13 protein-coding genes, 1 tRNA gene and 1 pseudogene are annotated in these 14,653 nt (G+C 66.1%); 12 read left to right on the top strand and 3 right to left on the bottom strand.

The genetic code is table 11. The features are described from left to right. Window positions 1-263 precede the first annotated feature (263 nt). Window positions 264-929, bottom strand: a pseudogene (locus U1839_RS25675) (RBBP9/YdeN family alpha/beta hydrolase); the annotation flags it as partial. Window positions 930-1,214: 285 nt separating this feature from the next. Here U1839_RS25675 and U1839_RS25680 point away from each other — a divergent pair. The 6 genes from U1839_RS25680 to U1839_RS25705 all read left to right on the top strand — a co-directional run bounded on the left by U1839_RS25680 (window position 1,215) and on the right by U1839_RS25705 (window position 6,217). Next, window positions 1,215-1,961 (top strand): TlyA family RNA methyltransferase, encoded by a 747-nt coding sequence (locus tag U1839_RS25680; RefSeq protein ID WP_332806403.1) that lies wholly within the window; start codon window positions 1,215-1,217, stop codon window positions 1,959-1,961. Between the two features lie 116 nt (window positions 1,962-2,077). Continuing rightward, a complete protein-coding gene (locus U1839_RS25685; protein ID WP_332806404.1) occupies window positions 2,078-2,632 on the top strand; it encodes a TspO/MBR family protein in 555 nt (184 codons plus the stop codon). Between the two features lie 23 nt (window positions 2,633-2,655). After that, window positions 2,656-2,922 (top strand): accessory factor UbiK family protein, encoded by a 267-nt coding sequence (locus U1839_RS25690; protein WP_332806405.1) that lies wholly within the window; start codon window positions 2,656-2,658, stop codon window positions 2,920-2,922. A 101-nt stretch (window positions 2,923-3,023) separates the two neighbouring features. Then, a complete protein-coding gene (locus tag U1839_RS25695) occupies window positions 3,024-3,527 on the top strand; it encodes a type III secretion system chaperone family protein (protein ID WP_281128732.1) in 504 nt (167 codons plus the stop codon). Further along, window positions 3,524-4,324 carry a pyrroline-5-carboxylate reductase family protein gene (locus U1839_RS25700; RefSeq protein ID WP_332806406.1) on the top strand — a complete coding sequence of 267 codons (801 nt, stop codon included), beginning with the start codon at window positions 3,524-3,526 and terminating at the stop codon, window positions 4,322-4,324. The genes U1839_RS25695 and U1839_RS25700 overlap by 4 nt, the downstream gene beginning before the upstream one ends. A gap of 126 nt (window positions 4,325-4,450) precedes the next feature. After that, a complete protein-coding gene (locus U1839_RS25705) occupies window positions 4,451-6,217 on the top strand; it encodes a di-heme-cytochrome C peroxidase (RefSeq protein ID WP_332806407.1) in 1,767 nt (588 codons plus the stop codon). Between the two features lie 63 nt (window positions 6,218-6,280). Here U1839_RS25705 and U1839_RS25710 read toward each other — a convergent pair whose 3' ends face one another. Then, window positions 6,281-6,769: a MarR family transcriptional regulator gene (locus U1839_RS25710; RefSeq protein ID WP_281128734.1), complete on the bottom strand. Its 489-nt coding sequence runs from the start codon at window positions 6,767-6,769 to the stop codon at window positions 6,281-6,283. A gap of 73 nt (window positions 6,770-6,842) precedes the next feature. Here U1839_RS25710 and U1839_RS25715 point away from each other — a divergent pair, with 73 nt between their 5' ends. Then, a complete protein-coding gene (locus tag U1839_RS25715; RefSeq protein WP_332806408.1) occupies window positions 6,843-7,964 on the top strand; it encodes a branched-chain amino acid aminotransferase in 1,122 nt (373 codons plus the stop codon). A gap of 80 nt (window positions 7,965-8,044) precedes the next feature. Beyond that, window positions 8,045-8,119: transfer RNA gene (locus U1839_RS25720), tRNA-Gln, on the top strand. Between the two features lie 81 nt (window positions 8,120-8,200). Here U1839_RS25720 and U1839_RS25725 read toward each other — a convergent pair. Further along, window positions 8,201-9,169, bottom strand: coding sequence for a hypothetical protein (locus U1839_RS25725; RefSeq protein WP_332806409.1), 969 nt, complete (start codon window positions 9,167-9,169; stop codon window positions 8,201-8,203). Window positions 9,170-9,533: 364 nt separating this feature from the next. Between U1839_RS25725 and U1839_RS25730 the strand changes: the two genes are divergently transcribed. The 4 genes from U1839_RS25730 to U1839_RS25745 form a co-directional block, all read left to right on the top strand. Then, a complete protein-coding gene (locus U1839_RS25730; protein ID WP_332806410.1) occupies window positions 9,534-10,589 on the top strand; it encodes a ferritin-like domain-containing protein in 1,056 nt (351 codons plus the stop codon). Continuing rightward, entirely contained in the window at window positions 10,586-12,427 is a 1,842-nt protein-coding gene (locus tag U1839_RS25735) for an Ig-like domain-containing protein (RefSeq protein ID WP_332806411.1), read from the top strand. Before U1839_RS25730 ends, U1839_RS25735 begins: the two co-directional genes overlap by 4 nt. 13 nt (window positions 12,428-12,440) lie before the next feature. Continuing rightward, window positions 12,441-14,300 carry a TonB-dependent receptor plug domain-containing protein gene (locus U1839_RS25740; RefSeq protein ID WP_332806412.1) on the top strand — a complete coding sequence of 620 codons (1,860 nt, stop codon included), beginning with the start codon at window positions 12,441-12,443 and terminating at the stop codon, window positions 14,298-14,300. 149 nt (window positions 14,301-14,449) lie between these two features. Continuing rightward, a partial coding sequence (locus tag U1839_RS25745; RefSeq protein ID WP_332806413.1) for a 1-deoxy-D-xylulose-5-phosphate synthase N-terminal domain-containing protein occupies window positions 14,450-14,653 on the top strand: 204 nt, incomplete at its 3' end.

Here is a 14,653-nt window from a genome sequence, read left to right on the forward strand (position 1 = left end):
GCAGGACACCCGATCACGTCTACTTCAACCGGCCGCTTCTCGCAGCGGCATGAAACCGGCAGACGCTCCACTTAGCAATTGCGCCGAGCTGTTCAAATGAACCGAGCCACCTCTGCCAACGAACCGGGGCGCCACGTTTTTGCAATCAAACGACATTGCCGCGCGCTGCCTCCAACGTAATAGCAACGAAAAAATAACGAGCAGGAAGAACAGGTGGAACAGGCGCAATCCGCGCCTCCATCCCGCTTCGACAGCCCGGCACCCCCCAGATAATGCGTCTGCGCCGCATCGGTCGCGTTGATCGCCAGGATCGAGCGTGCGTCGCTCTGCGCGCGCGGGCGGCCCTTGCGGTCGCCGGCGGCGTGGATCACGCGTTCGAGCAGTTCCTGCCCCTCCTGCCACCAGCCGATGCCGCTCGCGGCGTTGAGATGGCCCTGCTCGCCGGCGTCGATGAAGTGGCTGCCCCACGACGCAGCGAGGCTGTGCGCGCGGTCGATCGTGATCCACGGATCGTCGCGGCTCGCCACGACGATCGAGGGGAAGGGCAGGGCGGTCAGCGGGGTCGGGTGGAATGCCCTCAGATCGTCGGGTGCATCGGCGCGGTCGACATCGGCCGGCGCGACGAGCAGCGCGCCCGCCACCGGCCAGCCATAGGATTGCCGTGTCAGTTCCGCCCACCATGCCACCGCCAGGCAGCCCAGGCTGTGCGCGGCGAGGATCACCGGCGCGCGCGCGGTGCGGATCGCCTGGTCGAGCTTGGTCACCCAAGCGTTGCGGTGCGGCGTGTTCCACATGCCGAGTTCGACGCGCAGCGTGTCGGGGCGCGCCGATTCCCACAGGCTCTGCCAGTGCGACGGGCCGGAGCCGCCGAGCCCGGGCACGGTGAGGATGGTCGGTTGAACGGGGTCGAAGGGCGAAAATCTACCCATGGTCCGGCTCCATTTTGTCCCGCTCAGGGGGGCGCGGGACGTGAAGGAGACGTGGCCGCGCGAGGTTCTAGGGGACGCCCTGCAGCCACGCCTCCCGCTTCGAAACATATTCCTACTAATTTGATGGGCAATAGGCCTTGCGCCGAAGCGAAGGCCGCGTGCGACGATGCGAAAACGGCGACCCGGCTGGTCGCGAAGTGCGGCCATTTCGTCGCGCCGTCGCGGGCGGACGGGGCGACAGGGAGTGGGCTTTGCCGTCGCGACTCGGCTGCGCTAGGGCGGGGCATGGCAAAGCTTCGCGCCGATCAGTTGCTCGTCGATCGCGGCCTCGCCGAGAGCCGGACGCGCGCCCAGGCGCTGATCATGGCCGGGCTGGTCTTCGCCGGCGAGCGCAAGATCGACAAATCAGGCCAGACGCTGCCCGACGATACCGTGCTCGACGTGCGCGGTCGCGACCATCCCTGGGTGTCGCGCGGCGGAATCAAGCTGGCCCACGGCCTCGATCATTTCGGCTGGGACGTGGCCGGCGCGGTGGCGATCGATGTCGGCTCCTCGACCGGCGGCTTTACCGACGTCCTGCTCACACGCGGCGCGGCGCGCGTTTATGCGGTCGACAGCGGCACCAACCAGCTCGCCTGGAAGCTGCGCCAGGACGACCGCGTCATCGTCCATGAGCAGACCAGCGCGCGCATCCTCACCGCGGCGCACATTCCCGAGCCCGTCGACCTGATCGTCTGCGATGCCAGTTTCATCGGACTTGCCAAGGTGCTCGACGTGCCGCTCGGCTTCGCCCGCCCCGGCGCGCGACTGATGGCGCTGGTCAAGCCGCAGTTCGAGGCCGGTCGTGGCGAGGTCGGCAAGGGCGGGGTGGTGCGCGACCCCGCGTTGCACCAGCGCGTCTGCGACGAGGTCGCCGCCTGGGTCATGGATCGCGGCTGGCGCGTCGACGGCGTGGTGCCGAGTCCGATCACCGGCCCGGAAGGCAATGTCGAGTTTCTGCTCGCCGCCACCAACATCGCCGTCCCGGCTTGACGCCATGGCGTTTCGCATGTGCAATATGAGGCGTGGCGATGGCGCCGGATTGGCGGTAAAGGGTCGCTGCCGCCGCGCGGCGGGCGGGGCAAGGCAAAGCAAAGGAAGATGGTGGCTTGAGGGAAATCGCGTCCAAAGGACAGTTGCGCGGTGCCTTTTTGCGCTGGGCGGTGGTGACGGTGCCGTTCGTGGTCCTGCTCGGCTTTACCTCGGCGCGGCTGGTGCCGACCGGGGGTGCCAATCGCTGGTATGCGGCGCTCGCCAAGCCCGATATTACGCCGCCCGATTGGGCCTTTCCGGCCGCCTGGACGACGATCTACGTCTTGCTGGGGCTGGCGCTGGCGATGATCATCCACGCGCGCGGTTCGCGGCTGCGCGGCCCGGCGATCGCTTCCTTCGCGGTGTCGTTGGTCGCCAACCTGATCTGGTCGCCGCTGTTCTTCGGCATGCACCAGGTGTTCTGGAGCCTCGTGCTGGTCGGCATCATGTTCGTCCTGGCGCTCATCACCACCGTGCTGTTCGGGCGAATCCGCATCGGCGCGGCGTTGCTGCTGGTGCCTTATCTCGCCTGGCTCGTCTTCGCCGGCATTCTCAATTACCAGATCTTGCAGCTCAATCCCGGCGCCGAGACCCTTGTGCCGTCGAGTGCGACTACCCAGATCATCACCTGATACGACACGGGATTTTTGACGCCATGCAATCCGACAACAAGATCTTCGACGATTTCGTCAAGTTCGTGAACGGCGCCGCCGGCACCCTCGCCGGCGTCGGTCGCGAGGCCGAGGCCGGCGCACGCGCCAGGGCCAAGGAGTGGATCGGCGGGCTCGATTTCGTCAGCCGCGACGAGTTCGAGGCGGTCAAGGCGATGGCCGCTGCGGCGCGCGACGAGGCCGAGGCGCTGCGCGCCCGGCTCGACGCGCTCGAGGCGAAGGCGGCGAAACCGGCCAAGAAGGCAGGCTGAGATTCTTTTCCACAGCTTTCTCTACAGACCTGTCAACGTCCGCTTGTGCCGATACGTGCCATTCGCCACCACATCTGGTATGAGTGTGGGCGCAAGGTAAGATGATGCTCGAAGAAGCCGACTACGACCGGGAAGACGCCGCCCCCATCGACATGCTCGAAAGCTATTTCGCCGCGCATGGCTGGGAGCATGAGCGCCAGGACGATGAGGTCGTCGCCAAGGTCAAGGGCAGCTGGACGCAGTATGAGCTCCGCGCACTGTGGCGCGAGGACGACAGCGTCATCCAGTTCCTCGCCTTCCCCGACGTGCGCGTCACCGAGGATCGTCGCGGCGCGATGTATGAGGCGATCGGGCTGGTCAACGAACAGCTGTGGGTCGGCCATTTCGAGCTGTGGTCGTCGAGCGGCATCCTGCTCTACCGCCATGCCGCGATGGTCGATGGCGAGGAGGGCAATCTCTCGCTGCGCGGTGCCGAGCTGCTCGTCGAATCCGCGATCGACGAGTGCGAGCGCTTCTATCCGGTGTTCCAGTTCGTGCTGTGGGGCGGCAAGACGCCCAAGGAAGCGCTTGCCGCGGCGATGACCGAGACCCAGGGCGAGGCGTGACTGGGCCACGGCTCTGGCTGATCGGCTGCGGCAACATGGGCGGCGCGATGCTGCGCCGCTGGATCGACAGCGGCGTGGTTGCCGCCGATGCGGTCGATGTCGTCAATCGCTGCGATCGCGCGCTGCCGGCAGGTGTCCGCCAGGCGCGCGCGTTGCCCGACGGCCCGCTCCCCGACATCGTCATGCTGGCGATGAAGCCGCAGCAGCTTGACGAGATCGCCGCCGCACATGCCGCGCGGCTCGCTGGCGTGCCGGTGCTGGTATCGATCCTCGCCGGCGTCGAGGAGCCGGCGCTCGCCGCGCGCTTCGATGCCGGCGCGATCTTCCGCGCCATGCCCAACCTGCCGGTGGCGATCGGCAAGGGCGTCGTCGCCTTGTCGTCGGCAAGCGCCGACGCGGCGGCGCGCGACGCGATCGCGTCGCTGATGGCGCCGCTCGGGCTGGTCGAGTGGATCGGCGATTCCCGCCTGTTCGACACCGTCACCGCGCTCGCCGGCAGCGGCCCCGCTTTCCTCTACCGCTTCATCGATGCGCTCGCTGACGCAGGCGGCGCGCTCGGTTTGCCGGCCGATCAGTCGGCGCGATTCGCGTTGGCGACGGTCGAAGGCGCGGCCCTCCTCGCCGCCGCGGCCGATGTCAGCCCCGGCGTGCTCGCCGATCGCGTCGCGAGTCCAGGTGGGTCGACGCGCGCCGGGTTGAACGTGCTGGATCGCGAAGAGGGCCTCGCTGCCCTGCTCGCGGAGACGCTGGCGGCAAGCGAACGTCGCAACGCCGAAATGGCCGCATCCGCGCGCTGATCGATTTCGATCCGAATCGGTTTCGACTTTACTTGCGATCGTCTTCAAGAAGCTGTTGTCTCTTCAAGTAAGTGGCCGGCCGACTCGGCAAAGCCGAAGATCGGTGTTGCTATTGGGGGATCGCTCATGCGTCACAATGCTTTCGCAAAGATCATCGCGGTCTTGGCGTGTGCCAGTATTTCTGCTCCTGCTGCCTTGTTTGCCAATGGTGGCGGGCAGACGTCAGGGCCGGTCGGGGCGGTCAACTATCTCGATCAGGGCATCAAATGGGCGCCGGCGGCACGCGCCGACTTCTACACGCGCGACCAGGGATCGACGATGATTCCGCTCGGCTGGCTGAAGGCGCTGCGCACGGTCGATGGCAAGCCGTTCCTCGCCGATAGTCTGGCGCGCTACGGCTATCTGCCGAACCCGGATGACGATGACGGGCTACCGGTCGGTTTCACCGCGTCGGGACCGACCGGTAATCAGATGGTGGGGATGACGTGCGCCGCCTGCCACACGCGGCAGATCACGGTCGACGACAAGGACTACCGCGTCGATGGGGGGCCGGCGATCGTCGATTTTCAGGCCTTTCTGCGCGAGATGACCGACGCCGTCGGTCGTGCGCTGGCCAGCGATGCCGCCTTTGCCGACTTCGCCAAGTCCGTCATCGGGCCGGCCGCGCCGCCGGCGAGCGTCGCCGACTTGCGGCAGGACGTGGCGCTTTGGTATCTGCGCGAGGGCACGCTGATGGATCGGGCGCTGCCGACCAAGGTGCCGTGGGGGCTGGGCCGCCTTGACGCGGTGGCGATGATCTTCAATCGCCTGACCGGCCTCGATCTCGGTCCCGCGCCATCCTATCTCATCGCCGACAACATCCAGCCCGCCGATGCGCCGGTGCGGTATCCGTTCATCTGGAACGCGCCGATCCAGGACAAGACGCAATGGCCCGGTTTTGCCGACAATGGCAACGACCTGCTCGGTCTCTCGCGTAACCTCGGTGAGGTTTATGGCGTGTTCGGGACCTTCCGTCCGAAGAAAGAATGGTGGCACCTTGCCGGCGTCAACTTCCTGTCGGACAATTCCGCCAATTTCGATGGGCTGAACCGTCTCGAAGGGCTGGTCCGCAAGATCGGCGCGCCGCAATGGCCATGGTCGATCGATGCCGTATTGGCCCAGCGCGGCGCGACCGTGTTCACGCAGGACGCACCGGGCGGCAGTTGCGCCTCGTGCCATGCCGAAAAGCCGGGCAAGGTGCGCTTCTTCAACCAGCAGACTTGGGCGACCCCGGTGCTCGATGTCGGGACGGATTCGCGCGAATACGCCATCCTCGGTCGCGAGGCGCAAACGGGGAGCTTGCAGGGCGCCTGGATTCCCTTCCTGCTGCCCAAGATCAAGCCGCGCGAAAAGGCGTTCAGCATCCTCGCGGTATCGGTGGTGGGCTCGATCGTGCAGAACTACACGACGTTGAAGACGCCAAAACTCGGTGCGACCGCCATGGCGGCGCCACAAGCCGTACCAATGTCGCTGCCGACGACGCCGAGCCAGGCGGAACTTCGCGGGGCGTTCCACATTGCCGAGGCATCCGCGCCGACGATGCAATTTGCCTATGAATCGCGCGTACTGAAGGGAATTTGGGCGGCGGCGCCCTATCTGCACAACGGTTCGGTTCCGACTCTCGCCGATCTCCTCAAGCCCGCTGCCGCGCGTCCCGTCACCTTCAGCGTCGGTCGCTATTTCGACAAGGCGTCGGTCGGGCTTGCTGCAGATCAGCATGGCTCGTCTTACAGCCGTACGACGACGGGCTGTGAGGCGCGCGACTCCGGCAACAGCCGCTGTGGCCACGACTTCGGCACCACATTGCCCGATGCCGACAAGCGTGCGTTGCTCGAATATCTCAAGACGCTGTAACGAAGATCGCGCTGCCAGTCCGGCCAGGACCGGTCAGGAGCGACCGGTCATCCCCTGAGCCCGTCAGCCCGTGAGGTTGTCGATGCGCTTGCGCTCCTCGGCCGGGATCAGGCCTTCGAGTACCGCCCAGAAGCCGCCCACGGCGGCCTGGCCGGCGCTGGCATAGGCAGCCGAAAGCCGTTCGCGCATCGCCTCGAACAAGGCGCCCTCGAGCTTCTCGCCCGCCGGGGTGAGGCGCAACAGGCGTTGGCGACGGTCGCGCGTGCCCGGGCGCGCCTCGACCATGCCGCGATCGGTCAGCTCGGTCAGCACGCGGCCGAGCGATTGCTTGGTGATGGCGAGCAGCGACAGCAATTCGCTCACCGTCAGATCGGGCTGCCGGGCAATGAAGTAGAGCGCGCGGTGGTGTGCGCGCCCCAATCCTTCCTCGGACAGACCGCGATCGATCGCGCGGGTGAGATGGCTGTTGCCGAAATAAAGCAATTCCAGACCGCGGCGAAGCTCGGGCTCGCGGAGAAACAGCGGCGATGCGGACGTGACTGGGGAGGCCATGTTGACCGGCTTTGGCCACAGACCTATCACGCCTTCAACCCTGAAAATGTATCAAATTGTAGAAGTGAGCTCCATGGCCGACCACGCGACCGCCGAACTGCCCCTCCGCGCCGCCCCGGCGTTCGCGTTCGAACGGCATGCCACGCCGGTGGATGTGAACGTCCGCGTGCATTTGCTTGAGAACCCCGGCTTTGGCCGTGTGTTCACCGATCACATGGCGATCGTGCGCTATAGCGAGGCGGAGGGCTGGCATGACGCGAAGATCTGCCCGCGAAGCACCTTCCAGATGGATCCCGCCTCGGCGGTGCTGCACTATGCGCAGGAAATCTTCGAGGGGTTGAAGGCCTATAAGCTCGAAGATGGGGGCATCGCGCTGTTTCGCCCCGAGGCCAATGCCGCACGTTTCCGTCGCTCGGCGCAGCGCATGGCGATGGCCGAACTGCCCGAGGAGCTGTTCGTCGCGTCGTGCCGCGAGCTGGTCAAGACCGAGCGCGACTGGATTCCGTCGATCGATGGCGGCTCGCTCTATCTTCGCCCGTTCATGATCGCGAGCGAGGTGTTCCTCGGCGTAAAGCCGTCCGCCGAATATATCTACGCGGTCATCGCCTCGTCGGCCGGCGCCTATTTCAAGGGCGGCGCACCGGCGATCTCGCTCTGGGTGTCGGAAGATTACACGCGTGCCGCCCCGGGCGGGACGGGCGCCGCGAAGTGCGGCGGCAACTATGCCACCAGCCTCATCGCCCAGGCCGAGGCGACGCGGCGCGGGCACGATCAGGTGCTGTTCCTCGACGCGGTCGAGCGCCGCTGGATCGAGGAGCTCGGCGGCATGAACATCTTCTTCGTGTTCGACGACGGTTCGCTCGCCACCCCGCCGCTGACCGGTACGATTCTGCCGGGCATCACGCGCGATTCGCTGCTGACGCTGGCGCGTGATCTCGGCCTGACGGTGCGCGAGGCGCCTTATGCGATCGAGGATTGCCGCGCCGACGCGGCGAGCGGCCGGCTGCGCGAGGCATTCGCCTGCGGCACGGCGGCGGTCATCACGCCGATCGGCAGAATGGCCTCCAAGAGCGGCGAATTCACCATTGGCAGCGGTGGGCCGGGGCAGACGACGATGAAGCTGCGTCAGGCGCTGGTCGACATTCAGCGCGGTGCGGCGCCCGACCCGCATGGCTGGCTCGACCGACTGGTGTAAGGCGATTGCCGGAGGCCTGACGCTGCGTCGGTAACGCCATTGCAGAGCCGAGATTTGGTCCGTAAAGGGCTGCGCTCCGTTGGGGCGTCGCCAAGTGGTAAGGCAGCGGCTTTTGGTGCCGCCATTCGCAGGTTCGAATCCTGCCGCCCCAGCCAGACTAATCGCGCCCGGTTTGGCTGGCCTGTAATGTCGCCAGGCCTTTGGCCCGAGCGGCGGATAAGCCGCTCCGCGCGGCGCTATTGCTGCGGCTTCCAGCGCCCGATATCGCCCCAGGTCGGTGCCCGCTCGGTCTCGCCTTCGTTCGCACCGACGGCCTTCTTATTTTGTGTCGGCGGATCGAACAACTGGCAGGCGGGCAATGTCGTCGGATCGATGCCGCTCACCTCGGACCATGTGTCGGGATCGGGCTGGGTGGCGGTGAAGTTGGTGTAATTCTGGCTGACATAGGGCGCGTCGGCGGGCGGGAAGGGATAGCCCGAGAAATAGAAGGATTGCGGCATCGCCTCGCCGCCGGGCTTGGCCTGGAAGCCGTAACCGAACATGATGTCATGGTCCCTGGTCCGGTCCGGGCTCGCGCCGACCTGGGTGACATAGCCGTTCGCGGCGCTGATCCAGAAGGAATAACCCTGGCCGCCCGGCCCGATCCGCGCGCTGTCCGCCGCGCTATAGGGCAGGTGCGAGATGAAGTCGCGCCGCGGCGGATGGTTGAGCGGTGAAAACAGGCACAGCTTGGGCATCCATTTGGGTCGACCTTCGCCGGCGACGAAATAGGCGACGTCGCCCAGCGAGATGAACTTGCACGAATAATGATTGTCGATCGGGAAGATCGGCAGGCAATAATTGTCGTAGCGCTCCATCATCGCGCCCTCGCCCGATTTCCCCCGCCAGGTGGAATCATAAAAGGTCGCGCCATATGACGTCGCATAGGTGGCGCCTGCAGGGGGCTTGCCGGCATAAGGCGGGGGATATTTCGCCGCGTCCTTGCCGTAGACCCGGTACATCGTCCATTCCGATTGCCAATAGACCGGCCAGACCGGATCGGCCGGGTCGCCCTTGGGGCGCTGATAGGTGCAGCCCTGCACCTGACACGGACTCGCACTGGCCGGATTGTGCGCGCCATAGGTCTGATAGACCTGCGCACCGGCGGATGCCGAGAAGACGGCGCCGATCGCGGCGAGCGCCAGTGGAGCCTGCAAGCGGATCATTCCATTCCCCCATCGGATCAGCGCAAATCGCACGCCACGGACGAGCAAATATTCTCTCGCGCGCCGAGAAAAGCAATGCCGATCCACAGATCACTATCAAATCGGATCGATATTTCGCGATATCTAAAGACTTGAATGGCTTGCCGCAATGCGCGTTGCTTGCGAGCGATCGCAAATCATGTTCGCGCTTGCACAATATTACCGCAAGATGACTGTAATCGATATCAATTTCCGGTTGGACATTCGTCGCTTCAGCGGGTTAGACATTGCCTGCGGCGACGGATTCTCTCGATTGCGAGAAGTTTCTGCCGGGACTGCTGTCGGGCACGGGCGCCGAGGCGCCAGACCAAGGTCGGGGGACATCATGATCAGGCTTCTCTGGAGCGAGCCCAACAGCACCGCCGATGTTCAAGCACTGGTGCAGGGCGCGATCGACATCGAATTCTCGACGCTGCCGCCTTATCTCTACGCCTCGCTCACCATCCTGCCCGACACCAATGCGCCGGCGAAGACGCGGCTGCAGTCGGTGATCATGCAGGAAATGATTCACATGTGCCTGGCCAGCAACATCATGAACGCGATCGGCGGTACCGTGGCGATCAACCCGCCACGCTATCCCGGCCCGCTACCCGGCGATGTCGGTGGCACGCTGACGGTTCATCTCTACCCCTTCTCCGAAGCCGCGATGGCGCAGGGCATGGCGATCGAGTCGCCGCTCGAGCCGATCGATCCGCGCGTGCTGCTGGCCGCGGCCGAAGACGCGTCGGTGACGATCGGCGAATATTATGAGCGGCTCAAGCTGGCGCTCAAGGCGCTGCCGCCTTCGGCCTGGACGCCAAACCGCAACCAGATCGACGACGCACAATATTTTCAGGGGCAGGTGTTCGCGGTCAACGATTATGACGATGCCCGCCGCGCGATCGATCAGATCGTGTCCGAAGGCGAAGGCACGCCGAAGACACCTGAAAACCAGGGCAGCCCGCTCGATTTTCAGCATGAACTCGCGCACTATTATCGCTTCTGGGAAATCGAAAAGAACCAGGTGCTCGAGAAGGATATTTCGGCCGACGCCAATGATTCGGGCTATCGCTGGGGCGCGCCGCTCGGCGTCGACTGGTGCGCGGTCTATCCCGCGATTCCCGATCCCGAGCTGTATGACTTCGCCAATGAATCCGAGGCGGCGCAGCGCGCGCAGGCCACATGCAACGCTGCCTATACCGCGATGGTCGACGGGCTCGCGGCGGCGTTCAGCGGCGGCACCGGCGATCTGGGCGTGGCGGTGCGCGCGATGTTCGACCTCAGGATGGCGGCGATCACGGCGCTCAACACGCCGCTGAAGGATGGATCGGTGGCCGGGCCGGCGTTTCTTTACGAGCAGATCATCGCGGCGCCGGCATTGGCCAAGGGAGACGCGGCATGAGCATCCTCGAATTCCCCCGCATCTATTTCAACGGCGAGATCAGCTGGGACCCGATCACCACCAACAACAACACCTTGTCGACCTGGAACGCCAATTACGACGAAGGCGGCGCCGATCCCCAGCTCGGCGGCCAGACGGTGACGAGCGCGCAGGTGAACGCCTATCGTCAGGCGGCGATCGAGCAGATCCCGGGGCAGAACTGGAACCCGGCCGGCACGCACCGCTCGGTCTTTTACAATTGCTGCGTCTCGGGCGTGGATATCGGCGGCGGGCTCGACACGAGCGACCCGTTCGTCAGCGCGCCGGTCAACTTCGCCGGCATGCTGGTCGATTCGGAGCCCTATGGCCCCTATTCGTCGCAACTCTTCTTCGATGCGATCCATCTCGGCATCGACGGCGGCTGCCGGCTGATGGGCACGCCGGTGCGGCGGTCGAGCGACCGCTACATCAATTTCAACGCCAATCCGGCCAACAACATGATCGCCGGCGTGGCCTCGGTGATGTGGCAGGCATGCTATGCCTGGGACCCGGCGAAGCTGACGATCGACGCCTGTGATTCACCCGCGCTCGCCGCGTTGTACGCCTGCATGGGCGCGCCGGGGGTGCGGGGGGTGATGACGCGTTTCGTCACCTATCGCACGGTCTATTATGACGATCTGGGCCTGTCGAACGGTTCGCCCCAGGTGGCCGAACGCGCGAAGCAACTGATGGCGAAATTCGCCGCCGGCGGCTTTCAGCCCAATCCGGCGCGCGGCCTGCTGGTCGGCACCGCGGGCATCTGGCGCGACGGCGATCCGATGCACGAACCGGGCGACCGTGCACTGCTGACGAACGAAACCCCGGTACCGCTCAACGCGGACGCAAACGCCCCGAGCGCGGCGTTCGGCAGCGCCTGGGCGCGCGTCAACAACGGCAGCGTCGCTTTCGATCTCAGCAATTCGATTCCCTGGCAGAGCCGCACGCCCGACAAGGCCGATGTCGGCAACATCTATCTTGCCGCCGGCGATGTGCCGCTCGCGACGCTGACGCCCGACCAATATGATCAGGCGGCCTATCTTGCCACGTCGGGGATCGTCGATGTTGCGCTGCCAACCTCACAAGTTGCGTTGGACCTGAGCGACCTGACGCTTGCTGTCGATGTCGCGGGGACGCGCACGACCCTGCTCGCCGAGCAGGCGCTGCGCGCAATTCCGCTCGAGCCCAATCTCTATGTCGACCAGGGCGATGCCGCACAGGCACAGGTCCGGGTCTATGATCGCGGCGCGCCGGTCGGCGCCGGGGTCACGGTCACGATGACCGAATTGGGATCGACCGAGAACAACCCGCAGACCGCCACGACCGACGATGACGGTATTGCCAGCTTTGCGCTGAAGACGTCGGCCGCGACGGTCGTCGGGCTGGTGTTCCAGCCGGGCGCCGACCCCGTGCTGCCGGTCACCACCGTCAATTTCGACCCGCAGATATTCACCTATATGTATCTGCGCGTGCTGCCGGCGGACGAACAGGTCGCGACGATGGCACCGACCTGGCAGAATGTTCACGACAATGTCCTGTCCTATTGGGAGGCGATGGCGCCGTGCATGGACAATTGGCTGCGGCTCGGTGACGAAGCGCAGGTCCGCGCTTATGCCGCTGTGATCAAGAAGCTGACCGATCCCGGCTATTTCGAGCGCTTCCGCTACATGCCGGTGACGCGTGACCTGACGCGCGGGCAGCGGACATTGCTCTACAATTTCCTCGACAGCGCGACCCCGCCCACGCTGATGAGCGAACCGGCGGAGCAGCCCGCGCCGCGAACCGATTTCGGGAAGCTTGCCCGCGCCATGCGCGGCGCCTGAGGAAAACGCCTTGATGTTCAGGACGCCGTGCGCGGCGCTTGCGGCCGTGTTCGTCGTGCCCGCGGCCCATGCCCAGACCGTCAGCGCCGATGCGGGCGAGGTCGGTACCGTCGTCGTGACCGCCTCGCGTACCGGCGATGACGGTACGGTATCGGTCGCCGATCGCGCGACGATCGCACGCCGCCAGCCATCGTCGCTGCTTGCGGTGCTCGACGATCTTCCCGGCGTTCACGCCTTTTCGACCGGCGGCCCGGCGGGCGGCAGCTTTCTGACGATCCGCGGCGGCGAGCCCAATTTCACCACGGTGATGATCGACGGCGTGCGACTCAACGACCCGACCAACAGCGCCGGCGGCGCGTTCGATTTCGCACTGCTCGATCCACTGATCGTCGATCGGGTCGAAGTAGCCCGCACCGCAGTTTCGGCGATTCATGGTTCGGACGCGCTCTCCGGCCTCGTGCAGGTCGTCACGCGTGATCCCACCGGCCCCGGCGCGCGTGTCGGCGCGCAGGGCTGGATCGACAGTCGCTATGGCGCCGCCGGCTCGGCGAGCCTGTCGGGCGGATGGGCCGGGGGCGGGGTGTCGGTCGCCGGTGGATATTATGACAGCGGCGATGGCGATCCGGCGGGCACGCTGCGCCGCGAACAGCTGTTCGGCAAGGCGCGTCAGGCGATCGGCAGCTTCCGCCTGTCGGCGATCGGCCTCCATGCACGCACGCGCGGCACCGGCTTTCCCGAGGACAGCGGCGGCCCGTTGCTCGCGGCCATCCGAACGCGCGAGCGACGCGATGGCGACCTCACATTAGGCGCGGTTTCGCTGGCGCGTGATCCCGCCGCCGCGCTGCGCCCGAGCCTGTCGCTTGCCTGGTCGCTGCAGCATGGCGACAGCGATTCGCCGCCGATCGCGCCCGGCATGCTCGGCGGCGTCCCCGCGACGACGACGCATGATCGCTTCGCGCGATTCGAGGGTATCGGGTCGCTCGCCGGCGATGTCGGGCCGCTGACCTTGTCTGTCGGCGGTGCGGTGCTGCGCGAGGCCGGGCGGAGCAACGGCACGCTCGATTTCGGCTTTCCGCTCCCGGTCAGATTCGCGCTGACGCGGGTAACGCATAGCGGCTTTGCGGAGGCGACGCTGCATGCGCGCGGCGGGCTGAGCTTCAACGCCGCGCTGCGCTACGACAAGCTGGTGCACGGCAGCGGCAACTGGACCGGGCGTGGCGGCGTGCGCTGGCAGGTGGCGGCAAGGGGGCCGGCGTTGTTTGCGCACCTCGCCAACGGCTACAAGCGCCCGAGCCTCTATGCGCTGGGCCATCCCTTGATCGGCGACCCCACGCTCAAGCCCGAAACCAGTCGCAGCATCGATGCGGGCCTCGAGCTTCCGCTGTCCCATGGGCAGCTGTCGGTTACCGTCTTCGACAACCGCTTCAGCAATTTGATCGACTTCGATCCGGTGCGGTTCCGCCTCACCAACCGCGACCATGTCGGCGCACGCGGCGTCGAGGGCGCGGTGGCGCTGCGCATGGGCGGCGCCTGGTCGGTCGCCGGTGCGCTCACCTATCTGTCGCTCGACAGCGCCACGCCGCTGCGCGGCCGGCCGCGATGGAGCGGCAATGTGCGGTTGCTGTGGGAGCGCGGGGCGTGGCAGGCCGATGCGGCATTGCGCGGCAATGCGGCGGTCAATGACAGTGCCATCCCGACCGGCGCGCGGGTTACACCGGGGCATGTCGAAGGCGATGTGGGAATGCGTTACCGGTTGCGCGACCATATCGCGCTGCGCCTGATGTTGCGCAATGTCGGCGACAACCGAAGCTGGGACGCGGTCGGCACGCCGGCGCCCGGGCGCAGCCTGCGGCTGTCGATCGCGTTCGATTGATCGGTGGTTAGCCGGCGGGGCCATGACCTCGGTCCCGCTTTCCCTCCGCGCCGTGCCGCCCGCCGAAGATTGCCTTGACCGGTGTGCTGGCGTAGCCAAACTGTAATGCTCAGGCTGTCACGGCCATCAACTTCGCGGGTGCACGGTTAATGTCGCAGGCTCCACACACACCGCTGCTCGACACGGTTCACGCGCCCGCCGACCTTCGCAAGCTCAGTGCCGACGAGCTGCGTCAGCTGGCGGACGAGTTGCGCGCGGAGACGATTTCGGCGGTGGGGACGACCGGGGGTCACCTCGGATCGGGGTTGGGCGTGGTCGAGCTGACCACCGCGATTCACTATGTCTTCGATACC

Source organism: Parasphingomonas halimpatiens (assembly GCF_036663795.1).
In the GTDB taxonomy this organism is placed as follows: domain Bacteria; phylum Pseudomonadota; class Alphaproteobacteria; order Sphingomonadales; family Sphingomonadaceae; genus Sphingomonas.